The organism is Streptomyces sp. NPDC088923 (assembly GCF_044749745.1).
Lineage (GTDB): Bacteria > Actinomycetota > Actinomycetes > Streptomycetales > Streptomycetaceae > Streptomyces.
Genome location: NZ_JBIVIO010000001.1, coordinates 296,361 through 316,266 on the forward strand (window position 1 = coordinate 296,361; position 19,906 = coordinate 316,266).

General features: G+C 73.6%; 13 protein-coding genes and 1 riboswitch. Of the genes, 8 read left to right on the top strand and 5 right to left on the bottom strand.

Annotation, left to right across the window (positions count from 1 at the left end):
- Positions 1 to 811 precede the first annotated feature (811 nt).
- On the top strand, positions 812 to 1,732 hold the full coding sequence (locus ACIP4O_RS01505; protein WP_401570169.1) for a chitosanase: 921 nt from the start codon (positions 812 to 814) through the stop codon (positions 1,730 to 1,732).
- A gap of 402 nt (positions 1,733 to 2,134) precedes the next feature.
- Here ACIP4O_RS01505 and ACIP4O_RS01510 read toward each other — a convergent pair whose 3' ends face one another.
- A complete protein-coding gene (locus ACIP4O_RS01510; RefSeq protein WP_164287081.1) occupies positions 2,135 to 2,500 on the bottom strand; it encodes a PH domain-containing protein in 366 nt (121 codons plus the stop codon).
- 177 nt (positions 2,501 to 2,677) lie between these two features.
- On the opposite strand from ACIP4O_RS01510, the gene ACIP4O_RS01515 reads away from it, so the two are divergent.
- Positions 2,678 to 3,313, top strand: coding sequence for an MSMEG_1061 family FMN-dependent PPOX-type flavoprotein (locus ACIP4O_RS01515; RefSeq protein WP_401570174.1), 636 nt, complete (start codon positions 2,678 to 2,680; stop codon positions 3,311 to 3,313).
- Between the two features lie 55 nt (positions 3,314 to 3,368).
- Complete coding sequence (locus ACIP4O_RS01520; protein ID WP_401570176.1) at positions 3,369 to 3,788, top strand: hypothetical protein; 420 nt, start codon at positions 3,369 to 3,371, stop codon at positions 3,786 to 3,788.
- Positions 3,789 to 4,078: 290 nt separating this feature from the next.
- Here ACIP4O_RS01520 and ACIP4O_RS01525 read toward each other — a convergent pair whose 3' ends face one another.
- Positions 4,079 to 5,299, bottom strand: a complete 1,221-nt coding sequence (locus ACIP4O_RS01525; protein ID WP_401570179.1) for an MFS transporter — start codon at positions 5,297 to 5,299, stop codon at positions 4,079 to 4,081.
- Between the two features lie 375 nt (positions 5,300 to 5,674).
- On the opposite strand from ACIP4O_RS01525, the gene ACIP4O_RS01530 reads away from it, so the two are divergent.
- Positions 5,675 to 6,850 carry a spore photoproduct lyase family protein gene (locus ACIP4O_RS01530; protein WP_401570182.1) on the top strand — a complete coding sequence of 392 codons (1,176 nt, stop codon included), beginning with the start codon at positions 5,675 to 5,677 and terminating at the stop codon, positions 6,848 to 6,850.
- 13 nt (positions 6,851 to 6,863) lie between these two features.
- Here the strand turns inward: ACIP4O_RS01530 and ACIP4O_RS01535 are convergent, their stop codons facing one another.
- Positions 6,864 to 8,378, bottom strand: a complete 1,515-nt coding sequence (locus tag ACIP4O_RS01535; protein WP_401570184.1) for a cryptochrome/photolyase family protein — start codon at positions 8,376 to 8,378, stop codon at positions 6,864 to 6,866.
- Positions 8,379 to 8,537: 159 nt separating this feature from the next.
- Here ACIP4O_RS01535 and ACIP4O_RS01540 point away from each other — a divergent pair, with 159 nt between their 5' ends.
- Positions 8,538 to 9,578: an aldo/keto reductase gene (locus tag ACIP4O_RS01540; protein ID WP_401570186.1), complete on the top strand. Its 1,041-nt coding sequence runs from the start codon at positions 8,538 to 8,540 to the stop codon at positions 9,576 to 9,578.
- A 149-nt stretch (positions 9,579 to 9,727) separates the two neighbouring features.
- Here the strand turns inward: ACIP4O_RS01540 and eno are convergent, their stop codons facing one another.
- A complete protein-coding gene (eno, locus tag ACIP4O_RS01545; RefSeq protein WP_401570189.1) occupies positions 9,728 to 11,008 on the bottom strand; it encodes a phosphopyruvate hydratase in 1,281 nt (426 codons plus the stop codon).
- 128 nt (positions 11,009 to 11,136) lie between these two features.
- Entirely contained in the window at positions 11,137 to 11,343 is a 207-nt protein-coding gene (locus ACIP4O_RS01550) for a DUF2180 family protein (protein WP_361326586.1), read from the bottom strand.
- A gap of 120 nt (positions 11,344 to 11,463) precedes the next feature.
- A riboswitch (Fluoride riboswitch) is annotated at positions 11,464 to 11,560 on the bottom strand.
- Between the two features lie 373 nt (positions 11,561 to 11,933).
- Here ACIP4O_RS01550 and ACIP4O_RS01555 point away from each other — a divergent pair.
- The 3 genes from ACIP4O_RS01555 (at position 11,934) to ACIP4O_RS01565 (ending at position 19,804) form a co-directional block, all read left to right on the top strand.
- Entirely contained in the window at positions 11,934 to 12,167 is a 234-nt protein-coding gene (locus ACIP4O_RS01555; protein ID WP_401570192.1) for a hypothetical protein, read from the top strand.
- A 225-nt stretch (positions 12,168 to 12,392) separates the two neighbouring features.
- Positions 12,393 to 14,672, top strand: a complete 2,280-nt coding sequence (locus ACIP4O_RS01560; RefSeq protein ID WP_401570195.1) for a flotillin family protein — start codon at positions 12,393 to 12,395, stop codon at positions 14,670 to 14,672.
- Complete coding sequence (locus tag ACIP4O_RS01565; protein WP_401570198.1) at positions 14,669 to 19,804, top strand: DNA repair ATPase; 5,136 nt, start codon at positions 14,669 to 14,671, stop codon at positions 19,802 to 19,804. The genes ACIP4O_RS01560 and ACIP4O_RS01565 overlap by 4 nt, the downstream gene beginning before the upstream one ends.
- Positions 19,805 to 19,906: the final 102 nt, after the last annotated feature.

A 19,906-nucleotide genomic window follows, 5' to 3' on the forward strand; every position in this document is an offset into this window, starting at 1 on the left:
GCCGCGCCCCTGGCGGCTGCGGGGTGCGGGCTGCGGGGTGCGGGGTGCGGTGGCGGTTGCGGAGCGGCCTGGCGGCTGCGGGGTGGCGCCCGGAGTGGGCGTGATGCGGCTTGGTCGGCGTGGGGCGGACGGCCGCCTCGGGGTGTGGGGGGTGGACGGCCGCCTCGGGGTGTGGGGGGTGGACGGCCGCCTCGGGGTGTGGGGGGTGGACGGCCGCCTCGGTGCATGGGCGTGAGCGGTTTCGCGCTCGGCCCGCGCACCGCAGGCGGCATCCCCTGTGTCCCCCCGTGTTCCCCCTGTCCCCCCGTGTTCCACGTGATCCCGAAGGCTCCCCCCGCTCCTCCGGTTCCCCGTGTCCCCCTGTGATCCCCCGTGGTCCCCCCCAAGGGGTTCTCGTACCGGCCCCGGCGGCCCCGTGCTCCCCCGAGTCCCCCGTGGGAGGCCGTCCCCCGTGGGGCCGGTGCGATGGATTGATGATGCACGGGTCCGATGGCGGATCGCATTGCCAGGTTCCGGCAGCGTTCGCGGGCGCGTGAGTGCCCGGGTGGTGCTGTGTCCGGACGGAGGCGGGCGGGGCGGAGGAGGGCGGTGAGGGTCTGTGGCGGGTGGTGGGTGGCGGGGGCGGTGCCGACCGGGGGCCGGTTGAGGGTGGCGGTGGCTGGTGGCCGGGGCGTACCGGTGTAGTGCGAATGGGTGACGTCGAAGGGCTGTACGTATGTCGGGCGGTCTGTTAGGAAAGCTTCCTAACAGGCCGGGGTCCCGGTCTGCGGCACGTCCATGCACCTCTCGACTCTGCGATGGAGGAAGGGCGTTGAAACCCGAAACCCCCCACACCCCGAGCACCACAACCCCGCCCCCCGGCCACTCCCGCTCCGCCCGCGCCCGTCGGCTGCGGCGGCTCGCACCGTTCGTCGTGGCGCTCGCGCTGGCGGTCCCGGCCGCCTCGTACGCCCTCGCCTCACCCGCCCCGGAGCACGGCGCGAGCGCCGGGGCAGGGGCGGAAGGGGTCCGTGCGGAGGCCGCGACGGGTCTCGACGACCCGGTGAAGAAGGAGATCGCGATGCAGCTGGTCTCCAGCGCGGAGAACTCCTCGCTCGACTGGAAGGACCAGTACCGCTACATCGAGGACATCGGCGACGGGCGTGGCTACACGGCCGGGATCATCGGCTTCTGCTCGGGGACCGGCGACATGCTGGACCTGGTGGAGCTGTACGCGAGGACGACGCCGGGCAACGTACTCGCCCCGTACCTCCCCGCCCTGCGCGAGGTGAACGGCACCGACTCGCACGCGGGCCTCGGCTCGGCCTTCGAGCAGGCGTGGCGCAAGGCCGCCGAGGACCCGGCCTTCCAACGGGCGCAGAACGACGAGCGCGACCGCGTGTACTTCGACCCGGCCGTGGCGCGGGGCAAGGGGGACGAGGTCGGCACGCTCGGCCAGTTCATCTACTACGACGCGATCGTGATGCACGGGCCCGGAGACGGCGACACGAGCTTCGGCGGCATCCGCGCCCGCGCCCTGCGCGAGGCGAAGCCGCCGGCCGAGGGCGGCGACGAGACGGCGTGGCTGAACGCCTTCCTCGACGCGCGGGTCTGGGCGATGCAGCAGGAGGAGGCCCACTCCGACACGAGCCGTGTCGACACGGCGCAGCGGGTGTTCCTGCGAGAGGGGAATTTGGGGCTGGAACCGCCGCTGGAGTGGGCGGTTTATGGGGATCGGTATCGGATTGGGTGAGGGGGGGAGGGGGGAGGGGGGAGGGGGGAGGGGGGTGAGGGCGGGGGCTTGACGGCTGAGGGCTGAGGGCCGGGGGGAGTTGGGGGCCGTTGCAGAGGGCGGGTGTGCCTAGCGGGCGGTAGGGCGTTAGGGCGGCGGGGCGGTAGCGCGGTAGGGCGGCGGGCGCGTCGGTGCTCTGTCCGCCGCAGGCGTCCGGCCACCCCCGCAGGTCCCCGCGCCCTCACGATCCCGCCTCACGCAGCTCACCTCGGGACAGCCCCCACCCGCCCTGGGGGGCGACCCCAATACCAGTCTTCCGCAACCCGCAACCGCCCCCCGACCATCCACCACAATCTGTGGATAACTCTGGGAAACCCCGTATTCGTCTCACTCGCAAGAGTGGCGACCGTCCTGTGGATAACTTCAACGCGTCACGAACTGCGTCAGAATCGCCTGGACCTCGTAGATGTCCACGCCCTTCGTGAACGTCTTCGTGAGCGGTGCGTCCATGCCCGAGAGCCAGATCTTCAGCTCCGCGTCCAGGTCCAGGTGCCCGGCCGTCTCGACGGCGAAGTGCGTGATGCTGCGGTACGGGACCGAGTGGTACTCGATCTTCTTGCCGGTCAGGCCCTGCTTGTCGATGAGCAGCAGCCGCCGGTCCGTCAACAGGATCGTGTCGCGGATGAGCAGGTACGCGGCGTGCACCTGCTCGCCGGGGCCGAGCAGCCGCGCGTAGTCGTGCGCGGCCTTCGCCGGGTCGATGGTGTGGGCGTTCCCGAACAGTGCCATGGGCAGAGCTCCTCGCCGGTGCGTCGCGCCTTCGCCGTGCGCTTGTCCGCTGATGCGGCCATGCGCTGATGCGGTCACGCGTTCATGTGCCCACGCGCCCCCGCGCTCATGCCGTCGCGGGGGCGGGCGCCGGGCCGGGTGCCGGGCATACGTACGGAAGAAAGTAAGGTATGCCTAATGTCCACGCTCACTGCCCCCGAAGGCCACACCGCCCCCACGGCGCCCCCGGCCCCCGTACCCACCGAGGCCCCCTCCACCGAGGCCCCCACAACCGAGGCGACCCCCGACTCCAAGGCGTCCACCTCCAAGGCGTCCACCTCCGAGATCCGCAGCCCCGAGGAGTTGTCCGCGCTGCTCGGCGAGCCCTGGCCCATCGTGATCGAGAAGGTCCACGACCGCCTCGCTCCCGAGGACCTGGACATCCTCGCCCGCGCCCCCTTCTGCGTCCTGTCCACCTCGGACGAGTTCGGCAATTGCGACGCCTCGCCGCGCGGCGACCTCCCCGGCTTCACGCACGTCGTCGACGCCTCGACGATCGCCCTGCCCGAACGCCCCGGCAACCGCAGGGGCGACAGCCTCCACAACATCCTGCGCAACCCGCACGTCGGCCTCCTCTACCTCATCCCGGGCGGCAAGGAGGTCCTCCGCGTCAACGGCCGCGCCCGCGTCCTGAGCGAGGCCCCCTACTTCGACGCGATGACGGCGACGGCGGCCGGCAAGGCGCTGCGCCCCGCCCTCGCCATCGAGATAGCGATCGACGAGATCTTCCTGCACTGCCCCCAGTCGCTGCGTCGCGCTGCCCTGTGGAAGTAGGGGACGTTCGCCTATAGTCCTGCTGCACAAGGGAGTTGGGGCAACGGGGGTGCGAATGCTGGTCGAGCCGGAGCATCCTGCGGAGAGCGAACAGCGCTTCCGTGCCGGCGTCGAGAAACGACGCCTCTGGGGGATCGTCCTTCTGATCGCCGCCGGGCTCTGCTGGGCCTGGTCCGCCTGGCACACCTTCACGCCGTACACGACCGACAACAAGGTCGAATGCGCCGCGCCCTTCCACCGCGACGGGGACGACCTCTACCGGCCCCATGGCTACGAGGGCGCCCGGGGCGCGAACTGTGCCGCCGCACGCGACTGGCAGAGTTCCACCGTCCCGCTCGTCATCGGCTTCCCCCTCGCCGTCACCGGCGTCGGCCTCTTCGCGAGCGCCCGCGCGACCGTCCGGCTGCGCACCCATCTCCTGTACATCGAGCGCGCCGAACGCGCGTGGGAACGACGGAAGGACGGCCGTTCGTAACGGCCGCTTTCCCGGCACCGCCGCCACACGGCGCGCCCGCCACACGGCGCGCCCGCCACACGGCGCGCCCGCCACACGGCGCGCCCGCCACACGGCGCGCCCGCCACACGGCGCGCCCGCCACACGGCACCCCCGCCATACGGCACCCCCGCCATACGGCGCCTGCTCCGCTACGGGCGCGACGCGCGGCCGCCGCCCCGCGCTGCGTACCACCCGCCCCGCGCTGCGTGCCATCGCCCCACTGCGTACCGCCGCCCCCCACTGCCTACCGCCGCCCCCTACCGTCGTCCTCAGTCCCGCGCCTCCGCCGGTTCGCGTGTCGCCGTCGCGAGGCCGCTCGCCACCACCTTCGTACGCCCGCGCAGCGATACGCCGCCGTCCATGCGGCCCGCGACGAGTGCGAGTGCGAGGCCGCCGACCGCGAGGGCCGTGCCGACGAGCGCGGGCGCGGTCCAGCCCCAGCCCGCCGAGATCACCAGGCCGCCGAGCCACGCGCCACCCGCGTTGGCGAGGTTGAAGGCGGAGTGGTTCGACGCCGCCGCCATCGTCGGCGCCTCCTCGGCCTTGGCCATGAGGAGCATCTGCACGGGTGTCGTGATGAGCGAGCCCACCGCGCCGATCAGCAGGACGCACAGGAGCGCCGTCGCGAGCACGTGGATCGCGAAGTAGAAGGCCGCGAGCGTCATCGCCAGGATGATGAGACCGCCGTAGAGGGTGGGGCGCGGGGCGCGGTCGGTGAGCGGTCCGGCGACGAGCGTGCCGAGCGTCATGCCGACCCCGTACAAGGCGAGGACGAACGTCGTCGACGACTCGGCCATGCCCGTGACCTCGGTGAGCATCGGTACGAGGTAGCTGTAGACGGCGAAGCAGCCGCCGAAGCCGACGACCGCCGTGGCGAGCATGATCGCGATGTGGCGGTTGCCCATCGCGCGCAGTTCGCGGCCGATGCCCGCGCCCTCGCCACGTGGCTGGTGCGGTACGAGCCTGCCGAGCGCGGCGAGCGCGACGAGGCCGATCGCCGCGACGGCGAGGTACGCGGCGCGCCAGCCGAGCGCCTGCCCGAGCGCCGTACCGGCGGGGACGCCGACGATGTTCGCGACGGTCAGGCCGAGGAACATCATCGACACCGCGCGCGCGGCCCGTTCGGGCGCGACGAGCCGTGAGGCGACGACGGCGCCGACGCCGAAGAGCGCGCCGTGCGGCAGGCCCGCGAGGACGCGCGCGGCGAAGAGCGTGCCGAAGCCGGGCGCGAAGGCGGAGGCGGTGTTGCCGATCACGAAGAGGCCGGTCAGCAGGAGCAGCAGCTTCTTGTGCGGGATGCGGGCACCGAGTCCGGTGAGGAGCGGCGCGCCGATGACGACGCCGAGCGCGTACGCCGAGACGAGATTGCCCGCCTGCGGCACGGAGACGCCGACGCCGTCGGCTATCTGCGGCAGCAGGCCCATCGAGACGAACTCCGTCGTGCCGATGCCGAAGGCGACGACGGCGAGCGCGAGCAGGGCCAAGGGCATGGCGGGGGTACCTCCGGAAAGGGGGCTGGGGACGGCCACGTGGAAAAGGGGACGGGTGTGGCCGCGCCGGGCGTCCTTGCCCGCGCGCACGCCGAAGCGAGGACCGGTGCGCGGTCCCCGCCACAGGTGCCAGCGACGGGGGGCCTGTCCGGCATTCCGCCCGGACCGGTCGAAGTGGCGTGAGACGTGTCACAGGGGGCGGGCCGGAACCTGCCCGTGTCCTCCCGCCGCCGCCCCACCGTCACCCCCGCGTGGCAGGCTTTCCCTGTACGCACACCCCCACCCCCGTAGGACGCCCCCCACCCCGCAGTACGCCCACCCCCACCCCGCAGTACGCCCACCAGCTTCGTACCCGAGAAGGGACCCCACTCCGCCATGCCCGCCCTCCCGCCGGCCGAGGGGCAGGAGCCGCTCTTCGCCCTGGCCGAGGCGAAGGAGGGCCCCGGCGACCGCGCCCCGATGCCGCCGCACCCCTTCCGCGCGAGCGCCCGCGCCCGCCGCATGACGGACATCCGTCAGGTGTACGCCGAGCCCGAGGCGCGCGATTCGCCGCGTGGGCGGCGGATCCTCGCCGCGCTGCCCGGCGTCCCGGTGACCGAGGTGGCGAGTCACTGGCGCATCCCCGCCCTGCACGGCGAGGAGACGAACGTGGCCCGCTGGACGCGGATCAAGACCGAGGTGCTCGTGCTCGGCGTACGGCAGAGCCTCGCCGTCCGCCCCAACGGCCGCTCCGCCGACTGGATCGCTCCGGGTGCCTCGAACGGCTGCGCCATGGCCTGCGCGTACTGCTACGTGCCGCGCCGCAAGGGATACGCCAACCCCGTCACCCTCTTCACCAACACCGACGCGATCGCGGGAGCCGTCGCCCGCCACGTGCGCCGCCTCGGCCCCAAGCGCGAGCCGAACCAGTGCGATCCCCGTGCCTGGGTCTACGACATCGGTGAGAACGGTGACTGCTCGGTGGACGCGCTGCTGTGCGACAGCACGGCCGAACTCGTCGCCGCCTTCCGTGAACTTCCGCACGTCAAAGCCTCCTTCGCGACCAAATTCGTCAACCCCGATCTGCTCGGCTACGAGCCCCGTGGCCGCACCCGCATCCGCTTCTCGCTCATGCCGCCCGCGGATTCACGCCTCCTCGATCTGCGCACGAGCCCCGTCGCCGAGCGCCTCGCGGCGGCGGGCGACTTCCTCGACGCCGGGTACGAAGTGCACTTCAACCTGTCTCCCGTCGTGCTGCGCCCCGGCTGGCAGCGCGACTGGTCCGAGCTGCTGACGCACCTGGACGACGTGCTGCCGCGCGCCGTGAAGGAGCAGGCGGCGGCCGAGGTCATCATGCTCACGCACAACAAGGCGCTGCACGAGGTGAATCTCGGCTGGCATCCCCGTGCCGAGGAGGTCCTGTGGCAGCCGGAGGCGCAGGAGGCCAAGCGCTCGCAGAACGGTGCGGAGAACGTGCGGTACGCCTACGGGATCAAGGCACGCGCCCTGGAACGGCTGACGAGCCTGATCGCCGAGCGCGCCCCCTGGCTCCGCGTCCGTTACGCGTTCTAGCCGCCCGCCCCGGTCACGGCGCCGTGTCCCCCCGCTCCGCCACCCCCTCCCGTACCTCCTCCAGGTCTCCCAGCCGGTCCAGCCCCTTCACCGCCCTTGCTGTGCGGTAGTTGTGCTCCAAGCGGTCGCGGTGGCGGTCGAGAAAAGCCCAGTACCCGGCGGTGTACGGGCAGGCGTGCGGGCCGGTGCGCTCGGTGGGCCGGTAGGCGCAGGGGCCGCACAGGTCGCTCATGCGGTGCACGTAGGCGCCGCCCGAGGTGTAGGGCTTCGTCGTCATGCGGCCCCCGTCCGCGTACTGCGACATGCCGAGGACGTTCGGCAGCATGACCCAGTCGTAGCCGTCCACGAAGCAGCGGTGGAACCAGTCGGTGACGGCCGCCGGGTCCCAGCCGTCCTGGAGGGCGCGGCTGCCGAGGATCATGAGGCGCGGGATGTGGTGCGTCCAGCCCGTGTCACGGACCTGCGCGAGGACGGTGGAAAGGCAGTTGGCGGTCACGGCCCCCGCGTCGAGCGAGAGGAACCAGTCGGGGAGCGGGGCGGTGTGCCGCAGCGCGTTGAGCCCGCGGTACTCCTCGCCGAAGTGCCAGTAGAGCTGCCACACGTATTCGCGCCAGCCCGCGACCTGCCGCACGAAGCCCTCGACGGAGTTGAGCGGCGCCTCGTCCTCGCGGTAGGCGCGCTCCGCCAGCTCGGCGCACTCCGCGGGATCGAGCAGCCCGAGGTTGAGGGGCGCGGAGAGCAGGCTGTGGCTGAGCACCGGGTCGGCGGCGAGCATCGCGTCCTCGTACGGGCCGAAGCCGGCGAGGCGATGCGTGACGAAGCGGCGCAGCGCGGCGCGGGCCTCGCGGCGGGTCGCGGGGAAGAGGCGCGGTCCGTCGTGGCCGACGAAGGAGATCTCGCCCGCGCGCTCCCAGCGGTCCAGGTCGTGCCGCACCTCCTCGTCGATATCGTCCTCGCGCGGGTGCCAGGGCGCGGGTACGTCGAGCCGCTCGGTGTCGCGCGGCGGGGGCTCGCGGTTGTCGTGGTCGAGGTTCCAGCGGCCACCGGCGGGCCGCTCGCCGTCCATGAGCAGGTCATGCCGCTGACGTACCCAGCGATAGAAGTCCTCAAGCCGCAAATGCGGCCGTTCCCCCGCCCATTGGGTGAAATCCGTCTGAGGTACGAGAAAGCCCTTCGCGGGGAGGACCTCCACGTCCCCCAGGCGATGGACGAGACCGAGCGCGCGCCGCGAGGTGGGGTGGCAGACGGTGAGCGGTGGCCGCTGTTTCCCGAAGGCCTGCCGGAGCCCCTCGCTGTAGGTCTCGGCGCGTACGTACGTGACGCGGTCACCCAGTTCGCGGGCGCGGTGCCGCATCGCCGAGAGCACGAGGTGGGCCTTCGCGCGGTGGAAGACGCGGCGGCGCAGCACACCCCGCGCCTCGATCATGACGACGGGCGCCCGTGCGTCGGGCCCGTCGTGGCGGGGGTCGAGGAAGTGGGGCCCGAGCTGGTCGCCGAAGAGCCAGTGCGGGCGTGGGCCGTCGGGCATGAGGGTGCCTCTCCACAGGGTCCTCGGATGCTGCCAGGCGGCCGTGGTCCCACCGTCGCGACACCCCGTGACCCGCCCGGACGCCCACCGCTTGCAATCCGGAACGCCGCTCCGTATCGTCGGACTGAACGTTGTTCCGTTTTCTGTCAGGAGCTTCCCATGCACTACCGACCCCTTGGCCGGACAGGAATGAAGGTCAGCCCCTACGCCCTCGGCACGATGATGTTCGGGGCGCACGGGAACACGGACCACGAGGACTCCGTGCGGATCATCCACCAGGCGCTGGACGCCGGGATCAACTTCGTCGACACCGCCGACTTCTACGCGCAGGGCGAGACGGAGGAGATCGTCGGCAAGGCGCTCCAGGGCCGCAGGGACGGCGTCGTGCTCGCCACGAAGGCGCACCTGCCCATGGGGGAGGACCCGAACATGCGGGGGAACTCGCGGCGCTGGCTGACGCGTGCCCTGGAGGACTCGCTGCGCCGGCTGGGCACCGACCACGTGGACCTCTTCCAGATCCACCGCCCGGACCCGGACACCGACATCGAGGAGACGCTCTCGGCGCTCACCGACCTCGTGCACGCCGGCAAGGTGCGCGCGATCGGCACCTCGTCGTTCCCGGCCTCCTACCTCGTCGAGGCGCAGTGGGTCGCCGAGCGGCGCGGCCTCCAGCGCTTCCGTACCGAGCAGCCCAACTACTCGATCCTCGACCGGGGCATCGAGAGCGAGGTCCTGCCGGTCGTCGAGGAGTACGGCATGGGGGCGCTCGTCTTCAGCCCCCTCGCGGGCGGCCAGCTCACCGGGCGCTACCGCAAGGGACAGGCATCGGACGGGCGGCGCGGCGAGATGTTCTCGTACTTCGGCGACGAGCGGCGCATGGACGCCGTGGAGCGGCTCATCGCGCTCGCCGAGAAGACCGGCATCTCGCTCACACACCTGGCGATGGCCTTCGTCCTCGCCCACCCGGGCGTGACCTCGGCGATCATCGGCCCCCGTACGAAGGCGCACCTGGACGACCTCCTCGCGGGCGCCGACATCGCGCTGAGCGACGACGTGCTCGACGAGATCGACGCGATCGTCCCGCCGGGGACGGACATCGGCCGCATGGACATGGTCTTCCAGCCCCCGGCCCTCACCGATCCCACGCTCCGCAGGCGCCCGGCGGCGCAACGCTCGGCGGCCGCAGGACCGGCGGCCTGAGGAGGCCGGGGGCGGGGGAGGGGGAGGCGCGGGTACGGGTACGAGGCGGCTCGGCGCGCACGCCCACACCGGCCCGTCCGCACGCCCACCTCGCCCCCGTTCAAAGGCCGCCCACCCCCGCCCCCGTACAAGGGTCAGCCGCCTGACCTCTACCCCTCCCACCCCCGCGCCGGCCCGTACGCCAGCTCCGGCCGTGCGTGCGCGATCTCCAGGAGGCGGTTGTACTTGGCGACCCGTTCCCCGCGCGCCGGGGCGCCGGATTTCATCTGCCCGCAGCCCGTCGCGACCGCGAGATCGGCGATGAAGGGGTCGGGGGTCTCCCCGGAGCGGTGCGAGATCTGCGCCGCGTACCCGTTCTCGCGGCACAGCCGCATCGCCTCCAGGGCCTGCGTCACCGTCCCGATCTGGTTGACCTTGATGAGCGCGGCGTTGGCGATCCCCGCCGCGATCGCCTCCGAGATGAGCGCGGGGTTGGTGACGAAGTTGTCGTCACCGACGAGCTGTACGCGGGAGCCGAGACGGCGGGTCAGCTCCTGCCAGCCCTCCGTGTCGTCCTCGGCGAGCCCGTCCTCCAGGGACCAGACGGGGAAGTCCGCGACGATCGCCTCGTACCGCGTGATCATGTCGGAGCTGCTGAGCGACTCCCCGGCCACGCGGTAGGTGCCGTCCCCCTGCCGGAACTCGCTCGACGCCGGGTCGAGCGCGAGCGCGACGCCCTCGCGCCCGGCTGTGTACCCGGCGTCGCCGATCGCCTGGACGAGGAGCCGCAGCGCGTCCTCGGGCTGGACGAGGTCGGGCGCGAAACCGCCCTCGTCACCGAGCCCCGTGCCGTACCCCCGCGCGTGGAGCAGCCGCTTGAGCGCCGCGTAGACCTCCGCGCCCGCGCGGACCGCCTCGACGAGCGAGGGCGCGCCGAGCGGGGCGATCATGAACTCCTGGAAGTCGAGCGGGTTGGGCGCGTGGACGCCGCCGTTGAGGACGTTGAAGTGCGGCACGGGCAGGCGCGGGGTGACGCCCTCGGGGGCGAGGTGGGTGTACGGCTCCGCGCCCGCCGAGGCGGCGAGCGCGCGGGCCAGCGCGAGCGAGACGCCGACGACCGCGTTGGCGCCGAGCCGTGACGTGCTGCCCGTGCCGTCGAGCGCCTCCATCGCCCGGTCGGCGTCGGCGAGCGAGTGCCAGGCGCGCGAGCCGAGCAGCCGGGCGAGGTCCTCGCGGACGTGCGCGGCGGCCCGGAGCACGCCCTGCCCGGCGTAGCGCTCCGGATCGCCGTCGCGCAGTTCGACGGCCTCCCGCGTCCCGGTCGACGCCCCGGCGGGCACCCCCGCGACGGCGCGTGTGCCGTCGCCGAGACCGATGGTGACCTGGAGCGTGGGACGGCTGCGGGAGTCGAGGATCTCGATGGCGTCGAGGGAGGCGACGGTGAAGCTCATGCGGGTTCCTTGCGTCGAGGGGCGGCCGCCCCGGCCCACCGCGGCGCGCGGGCCACGGCGAGCTGGGGAGGCCGGATGGGGGTTGAGGGGGGTGGGGGGAGGCGAGGGGCGAGGGGCCGGGGGGCGGTTCAGGAGTTCTCCGCCGCCCGACACGTCCCGCAGGTGATCCGGCGGGCGCTCACCGCCCGTACGACGCCACCGGTCCCGCCCGCCCGCCGCAGCAGCGTCGTACCGATCCGGGCATGGGCGGAGCACAGCGCGGCCCCGCACTGCCGGCACACGGCGACGGCGGGGGTCGCGTCGTGGCCGGCGGCATCGCATTCGTAACAGTGCATGGAAGGTCCCCTTCGGAGGTCACGCGTGGACGGAGATGCGAGCACGCGCTCCGGGGGACCTCGGCAAGGGGTGCTGGCGGTCCGCATTCGGCGCTCCTCGGGGCACGGCAATCCGACAACTGCGTGTCAGAAGCCATCAGCCCGGGAGGGCGGTTCGGGCCGTGAGGGAGTGTCCTACCTCCTGAGGGCCCGGGCGGGATTCATCGCCTGCGTCGAGCAGTCAACTCCTGCCGTGGGTCGCGGTCAAGCAGCGCGCCGCACGGGAGTCGCGCGTCCGAACGTCCGCCGTGACGGGGGATGTTTCACGTGAAACATCGCTCCTCGTCCGTACCGGATGTTTCACGTGAAACAAGACCTCCCTGCCGTACCGGATGTTTCACGTGAAACATCCACCCGCCTCGCGCCCACCCCGGCACCGATCTCCCGCCGAACATTGCCGGAACCGTGCAGTGCGCCCGGAGCGTGGAGGAGGGCAGGATCGGGGGAGCGGCCCAGCGCCAGGGTCGTGGGAACGGGGGTGGGTGCCTGTGGGGGGTCGGAGGCCGTGGGCGCGTTTCGCGGGGGACGAGGGGCCCTCGCTGCGGTCGTTCGTGGGCGCGCTGTGTGTCATCCGCACCGGCTGGGTCGATGTCCGCTTCGGGCAGGCCGAGGTCCGCGCGACGGACGGATCGACCGCACTGGTGCAGGTACGGCAGTACGAGGGCGAGGAGTTGGCGCTCGGAAGCACCGGGCTGCTCTACGCCTACGAGGAGGACCAGGGGTTCTTCTGGGTCACGCCCTTCGACCCCGGCCTCGACCCCGCCCCTCCTGAACCGGGCCGCTGACGCCGCACGCCAAGCCGTCCCGTACGGCGCACGCCACGCCGTCCCGTACGGCGCGGGGCCCGCCCGGGCACGTACGTATAGCAGCGTCCGCCCGGGCACGTACGCACACAGGACCGCAAGGGGGTTCCTGCCCCGTACCACCGCACCCGAGTGCGTACCGTCGTGCCACCCCGCACCCCATTCCTCCGCATACGCATCGATTCGTTCCTGACCGGGGGGTCACTCGTGAATCTGCTCCTGGGGGTCGGTATTCCGGCCGTCGTCCTGCTCCTGCTGATCGCCGGCGGGCTGCTGCTCGTCAGCAAGCTCTTCCGGAAGGTCGAGCAGGGGCGGGCGCTCATCGTCTCCAAGTACCGCAAGGTCAGCGTCACGTTCACCGGGCAGGTCGTGCTGCCGGTGTTCCACAAGGCCGAGGTCATGGACATCTCGGTGAAGACCATCGAGATATCCCGCACCGGCGCGGACGGCCTGATTTGCCGCGACAACATCCGCGCGGACATTCGCATCTCGTTCTTCGTCCGGGTCAACAAGACCGTCGAGGACGTCATCAAGGTCGCCCAGGCGATCGGCACCGCGCGCGCCAGCGACCGCGGCACGCTCCAGGAGCTGTTCAACGCCAAGTTCTCCGAGGCGCTCAAGACGGTCGGCAAGCAGCTCGACTTCACCGACCTCTACACGATGCGCGAGGAGCTGCGGGACCGGATCATCCAGGTCATCGGCACCGACCTCAACGGCTACAGCCTGGAGGACGCGGCGATCGACTACCTGGAGCAGACCCCGCTCGCCCAGCTCGACCCCGCGAACGTCCTCGACGCGCAGGGCATCCGCAAGATCACCGAGCTGACGGCCGTCGAGCACGTGCGCACCAACGAGTTCCAGCGCACGGAGGAGAAGGAGATCACGCGCCAGAACGTCGACGCGCGCGAGGCGATCCTGGAGCTGGAGCGCCGCCAGTCCGAGGCGGAGAGCAAGCAGAAGCGCGAGATCGAGACGGTACGGGCGCGCGAGGACGCCGAGACGGCGCGGGTCGTCGAGGAGGAACGACTGCGCGCACAGGCCGCGTTCCTGCGCACGGAGGAGCAACTCGGCGTCCAGCGCGAGAACCAGGCACGCGAGATCGCCGTGGCGCAGAAGAACCGCGAGCGGGTCATCGCGATCGAGAACGAGCGCATCGAGAAGGACCGCCTCCTGGAGGTCATCGGCCGCGACCGCGAGACCGAGCTGACCCGGATCGCCGCCGAGAAGGAGGTCGAGGGCGAGCGCCGCGCGATCGCCGAGGTCATCCGCGAGCGCGTCGCCGTGGACCGTACCGTCGCCGAGCAGGAGGAGGCGATCAAGCGGCTGCGCGCGGTCGAGGAGGCCGAGCGGCTGCGGCAGTCGGCGGTCATCGCGGCCGAGGCGGAGGCGCAGGAACAGCTCGTCAAGGACATCAAGGCCGCCGAGGCGGCGGAGCAGGCCGCCGTGCACCGTGCGGCCGAGCAGCTCACGCTCGCGGAGGCGCGCGACAAGGCGGCCTCGCTCGACGCGCAGGCCAAGGTGCGGCTCGCGGAGGGCGTGCAGGCGGAGGCGGCGGCCGAAGGTCTCGCCGCCGTGCGCGTACGGGAGCAGGAGGCGGCCGTCACCGAGAAGACCGGGCTCGCCGAGGCCCGCGCGACGGAGGCGCGACTGCGCGCCGAGGCGGCGGGCGCCCGCGAACTCGCGCTCGCCGAGGCGGCCGGGGCGCGTGAACTCGCGCTCGCGGAGGCCGAGGGCACGCGCGAGAAGGCACTCGCGGAGGCCGCGGGCGCGCAGGAGAAGGCGAGCGCGGAGGCCGCGGCCGTCGAGAAGAAGCTCAAGGCGGAGGCGGCGGGGCTCACCGACAAGGCGGCGGCGATGGCGGCGCTCGACGAGGCCTCGCGCGGCCACGAGGAGTACCGGCTCCGCCTGGAGGCGGAGAAGGACATCCGTCTCGCGGGCCTGGAGGCGCAGCGGCACGTCGCCGAGTCGCAGGCCACGGTCCTCGCGACGGGGCTGGAGCACGCGAACGTCAGCATCGTCGGCGGCGAGGACGTGTTCTTCGACCGGCTCGTGCGCTCGGTCTCACTCGGCAAGGGTCTCGACGGTTTCGTGCAGGGCTCGGAGACGGCCCGTACGCTCGCGGGCCCGTGGCTCGACGGCTCCGCCTCCTTCACCGAGGACCTGACCCGCGTCCTCGGCTCGGTCTCGACGGGCGACATCAAGAACCTGACCGTCTCGGCGCTGCTCACCAAGCTCATGGCGGCCGGTGGCGACCCGCGACTGGCCGAACTGACGGCGACGGCACGGAGCCTGGGCCTGGCGGACCTGCCGCTCGCGGGACTGCTCGGCGGCGCGGGCAATACGGGGATGGGCGGTACGGGTAAGGGCGGTACGGGTACGGGCGCGACCCCCGCGCCTGCCGCGCCCGCCCACGCCGCGCCCGCGACCCCCGTCCCCGCGCAGGCCCCCTCCCTCAACGGCGCCCCCACCCCCGGGAGCGCCGAGTGAGCCTCGTCGCCGACCACTCCCGCCTCCGCGAGCGCACCGACGTCCTCGCCACCCGGCTCGCCGCGCTCGACGCCGCCCGCCGCGAGGCGTTCGGCGGTACGGACGTCGTCCCGGACAGGCACGGCGAGATCGTTGTCCCCCGCCCCGCGCACCCCGGCGACCTGCTCGCGGTCGCCCCCGGCACGCTGCTCCTCGGGCAGGTGCCGGGCCCCGGGACCGTACGCGGGGAGCCCGAGGTCGGCGACGTCCTGCGCCTGTACGACGGCAAGCTGCGCCCGCTCGCCGAGGACGCCGTGCCCGGACTGCTCGACGACCCGGCGTTCCGGCGGGAGTTCGCCGCGCTGCACCGCTACTTCCGGCGCGCCGCGCTCGTCCGACTGCGCCGGGTCCCCGGCAGGCTCCTCGCCGCGTTCCGCACGGGCGAGCGCGAGGACGACCTCAAGGTCCTCCGCTGGGAGGACACGGGCGACGGCACGTACCGCTTCCTCGACGCCGCGGGCGAGCGCGAGCACGCGGCGGCGGGGCGGTACGACACCTCCTGGCACGAGGCGGACCGCGCGGACCACGTCCCGGGGCGCCACCCGCACGTCCGCCTCGCGGGTGGCGCGCTCTACGTCTCGACCGTGGGCGGGCGCCTCAGCATCAAGACGGAGAACGACACCGAGACCAAGGACGTCCTCCACGAGGAGCCTGTCGACGAGCCGTTCCAGTCCCTGGGCGACGCCGAGTTCGCGCACGCGCAGGCCGGGGCGCTCGTACTGCTCCGCGTGCGCCCGTACAAGGAGGAGCCCCGCTACTTCGTCTTCCACCCGCTCACCCGCCGCGTGACCAGACTCGACGCGCTGGGCCGCTCGTTCCGGCGGCTCCCCGGCGGCGAGGGGCTCGTCTACCCCGGCGGGTACGTGCTCGCGACGGGCGAGGTGCGCCGCTTCGACCTCACCGGGCGCGAGGAGGCGGGACCCCGCTTCGAGCAGGAGGTCGCCTCACCGGACGGCGAGCAGGTCCTCTACGTCTTCCGGGCGACGGAGGGCGGCCCCGCCCTCCTCCTGCCGTACCACAGGGTCCGCAAGGAGGTCGCGACGCCGCTCACGACCCACGGCCACGCCCTCCTCGACGACGGCACGCTGTACGCGCTCGAAGCGCCGGGCGCCGAGGCCACGACCGCGCACGCGGTCCGCGCCTGGCGCACGCCGTTCGCGGCCCGGCCGCGCGCGGCGCGCACGGCCGGACCCCTGGCCCGCATCGGCGCGGCGGCGCTCGTACGCGGCATCGCGGACTGCCTGGACGCGGTACGGCTCGCGCGGGCGGCGGTGGGGGACGCGGGGGAGAGGGACACGGGGGAGGAAGGCGCGGGGCCAGGAAACGCGGCGACGGGGGACGCGACGCCAGGGGACGCGTCGCCAGGCCACGCGGGGCCCGGTGCCGAAGACGGCACGGGGGCCGAAGCCGCGGCCCCCGAACCCGGCGGCCCCGCCGAGGCCGCCACCGAGGCCGTCACCGATCCCTCCGCCGCGCCCCCCTCCGAACCCACCACCGAGCCTGCCCACCGCGCCCTCCTCACCGCCTGCGACCGCGCACTCGATCGCCACCCCTGGCTCGCGGCCGAAGATCTGCCCGTCGATCTGCGGACCCCGCTGCGCGAGGTGCGGGAGGCGGCGCGGCGGACGCTGGAGTCGTACGCGAGCGTGCGGGCGCTCGCCGCCGAGTCGGCCGCCGAGGTCGCGCGCGCCGCCGAGGAGGTACGGGGCCTGCTGCGCCGCGTCGCGGGCGAGCCGGCGTCGGGCGTCTTCACGTGGGTCGAGCGCCTCACGGAGCTGCGCCGGGCGCAAGGCGCTGTCCTCGCGCTCGCCGGGCTGCGCCACGTGGACACGGCGGCCGTCGACGCGCTCGCCGCCGAGACCGGGCAGGGACTCGACACGACCGCCCGCCGCGCCCTCGCCGCCCTGGAGGACACGGCGGCCTTCACGGCCCAGGAGGAACAGCTCGCCGCCTACGAGGCCGAAGCGCGCGCCCTCGAACAGGCGTCTGCGGCAACGGAGTTGATCGCCCGGATCGACGACCTCGCCGCCGGACTCCGTAGCCTCACCGAGACCCTCGCCTCCCTCGAAGGCACCGAGGCCACCGCCCGCACCCGCGTCCTGCACCGCGTGACCGGCCTCCTCGGCGGCCTCAACCGCGCCCGCGCACTCGCCGCCGGACGCGCCGGGGAACTGGGCGAGGCGGAGCAACAGGACGCCTTCGCGGCGGAGTTCGCTCTCTTCGGGCAAGCCGTGACGGGCGCGCTCGCCGCGGCGAGCACCCCGGAGGACTGCGAGAGCGGACTCACCGCGCTGCTCGCACGCCTCGAAGGCCTTGAGGCCCGGTTCGCCGGGCACGACGCCTTCCTCGCCGCGCTCACCGAGAAGCGCGCCGAGGTGAGCGACGCCTTCGCCGGTCGCGGCCAGAGCCTGCGCGACGCCCGCGCCCGCCGCGCCGAACGCCTCGCCGACTCGGCCCGCGCCCTGCTCGCCACCGTCGCCCGCCGTGCCACGACCGCCCGCGAACCGGCCGCCCTCGCCGCGTACTTCGCCTCGGACCCGATGCCCCTCAAGGTGCGGGACGTCGTGCGGAGCCTGCGTGAACTCGGCGACTCCGTACGCGCCGACGAGCTGGAGGCCGGGCTCGCCGCCGTCCAGGAGGAGGCGCGCCGCGCCCTGCGGGACCGCGACGACCTGTACGAGGACGGCGGCGCGACGGTCCGCCTCGGCCGCCACCGCTTCGCCGTCACCCGCGAGGCCCCCGTCCTGACCCTCGTCCCCGCCCCCGAGGGCGACGGCCTCGCCCTCGCCCTCACCGGAACCGACCACCGCACCCCCGTCACGGATCCCGCCCTCACCGCACAACCGGGCTTCTGGTCACAGGAGTTGCCGAGCGAGAACGCCGACGTCTACCGTGCCGAACACCTCGCCGCGCGCCTGTTCGCCGCACACGGCGCCCCGGCACTCGCCGCACGTACCGCCGAGGAGCGCGCCGCACTCGTACGCGACGAGGCCGCCACCGCGTACGACGAGGGTTACGAACCCGGCGTGCACGACCACGACGCCGCCCTCGTCCTCGAAGCCCTCGTCGAACTCGCCGCCTCCGCAGGCCTCTTGCGCTACCCGGCCGCCGACCGCGCCGCCGCCCGCCTCTACTGGACGTTCGGCCCCGAGGACCCGGCCGCGCTCGCCCGCACCTGCGTGTCCCTGACCAGCGCCCGCGACACCTTCGGCGTCGAACCCGGCGCCCTCACGGCACTTCGCACCCGCCTCAACGCGCAGGCGGGGAGCGGCGTCTGGGGAGACGGCCTGAGCGAGGAGGCCGCCGCCTACCTGGTCGAGCAACTCGCCACGGGAGACGTGGAGTTCGTGGCAGGCCCGGGCGCGCGTGCCCTGCTGGCGGGCTTCCGCGCGCACGTCGGCGCGGTCCCGTACACCGAGGAGGCGCGCGAACTCCTCGCGGCGGACGACCCGGAGGGCGCGGCCGCGCTCGTGCGCGGGTGGCTGGAGGCGTACGTGCGCGGCGGGACGGACCGCGAGGCGGGCCCCGAGACGGACGGCGACCTCGCCGAGGCGGTGGCCCTCGAACTGTGCGCCCCGCAAGCGCTCGCCCCGACCGCCGCGGAAGCCCCCGCTCCGACCGCCCCGCAAGCCCTCGCCCCGACCGCCCCCGAAGCCCCCGCTCCGACCGCCCCCGAAGCCGCCCGTCAGTCCACCACCGTGACCGGCCTCCTCGGCACCCACCCCCGCCTGACCCCCGGCGCCGCCGGAGGCCGCGAACTCCGGCTCCGCATCGACGAGTTCCTTCCCCGCACCCGCGCCTTCCGCACCACCACGGCCCCCGCCTTCCGCGCCTACCAGCGCCACCGCACCCGCTACCTCGCGCAGGCCCGCGCCGAACTCGGCCTCGACGGCTACGTACCGCGCGTGGCGGGCTCGTTCGTCCGGGGACGGCTCGTCGACGAGGTGTACCTGCCGCTCGTCGGCGACAACCTCGCCAAGCAACTCGGCACCGCGGGCGCGGACCGCCGCACGGACCGCGGCGGCCTGCTCCTGCTCCTCTCGCCGCCGGGCTACGGCAAGACGACCCTCACCGGCTGGGTCGCCGCGCGCCTCGGCCTGCTCCACGTCCGCGTCGACGGCCCCGCCCTCGGCGGCGCGACCACCTCGCTCGACCCGGACCGCGCCCCCGACGAGGGCGCCCGCCGCGAACTGGAGAAGCTCCGCTTCGCGCTCACCGCGGGCAACAACGTGCTGCTCCACATCGACGACATCCAGCACCTCTCGCCGCGCCTGCTCCAGCACTTCATCCCGCTGTGCGACACGAGCCGTACGCTCGACGGGCACGACCTGCGCGGCAAGCGCTTCGCCGTCGTCATGACCGGCAACCCGTACACGGAGTCCGGCGATTCCTTCCACGTCCCCGACATGCTCGCGAGCCGCGCGGACGTGTGGAACCTCGGCGACGTCCTGCGCGGCAAGGAGGACGCCTTCGCGCTCAGCTTCCTGGAGAACGCGCTCACCGCCCACCCCTCCCTCGCCCCGCTCGCCTCGCGCGCGCCCGCCGACATCCCCGCCCTGCTCGCGGACACGGCGACGGAACACGCCTACGGCCCGGCCGAACGGGCCCAGATCCGCGCGGTGTTGACCCACCTCGTCCGCGCCCGTACGACGCTCCTGCGGGTCAACGCCGCCTACATCGCCTCCGCGGCCCGTACGGGAGCGGCCCGCACCGAACCCCGCTTCCAACTCCAGGGCTCCTACCGCGACATGAACAAGATCGCCGCCCGCGTCACCGCCGGCATGACGCCCGCGGAACTCGACGCCCTCGTCACCGACCACTACCGCGCGGAGGCCCAGACCCTGGGCCCGGAGGCGGAGGCGGCACTCCTCAAACTGGCTCACCTGCGCGGGAATCCGACGCCGAAGGAAAAGTCCCGATGGGAGGCGCTGTGCGAGGCGGAACGCAGGACGAGCGCGCTCGCGGGGACGGGAGACGACCCGGTGGGCCGCGCGGTGGCGCTCCTCGCCGACCGCCTCGCGGACCGGCTCGCGGGGCTGGAACGGGCGATCGCGGCGGCGCGGGAGGACCGGACGGGGCCGCCCCGTACGTGAGCGCGGGCCCGCGCGGTGGGTGTCCGCCCCGCCCCCGTGTCGCCGTACTCTCCCGTATGTCGCCACCCCCTCGCAGCTTTGTCCGCATCCGGTAACCGGGGT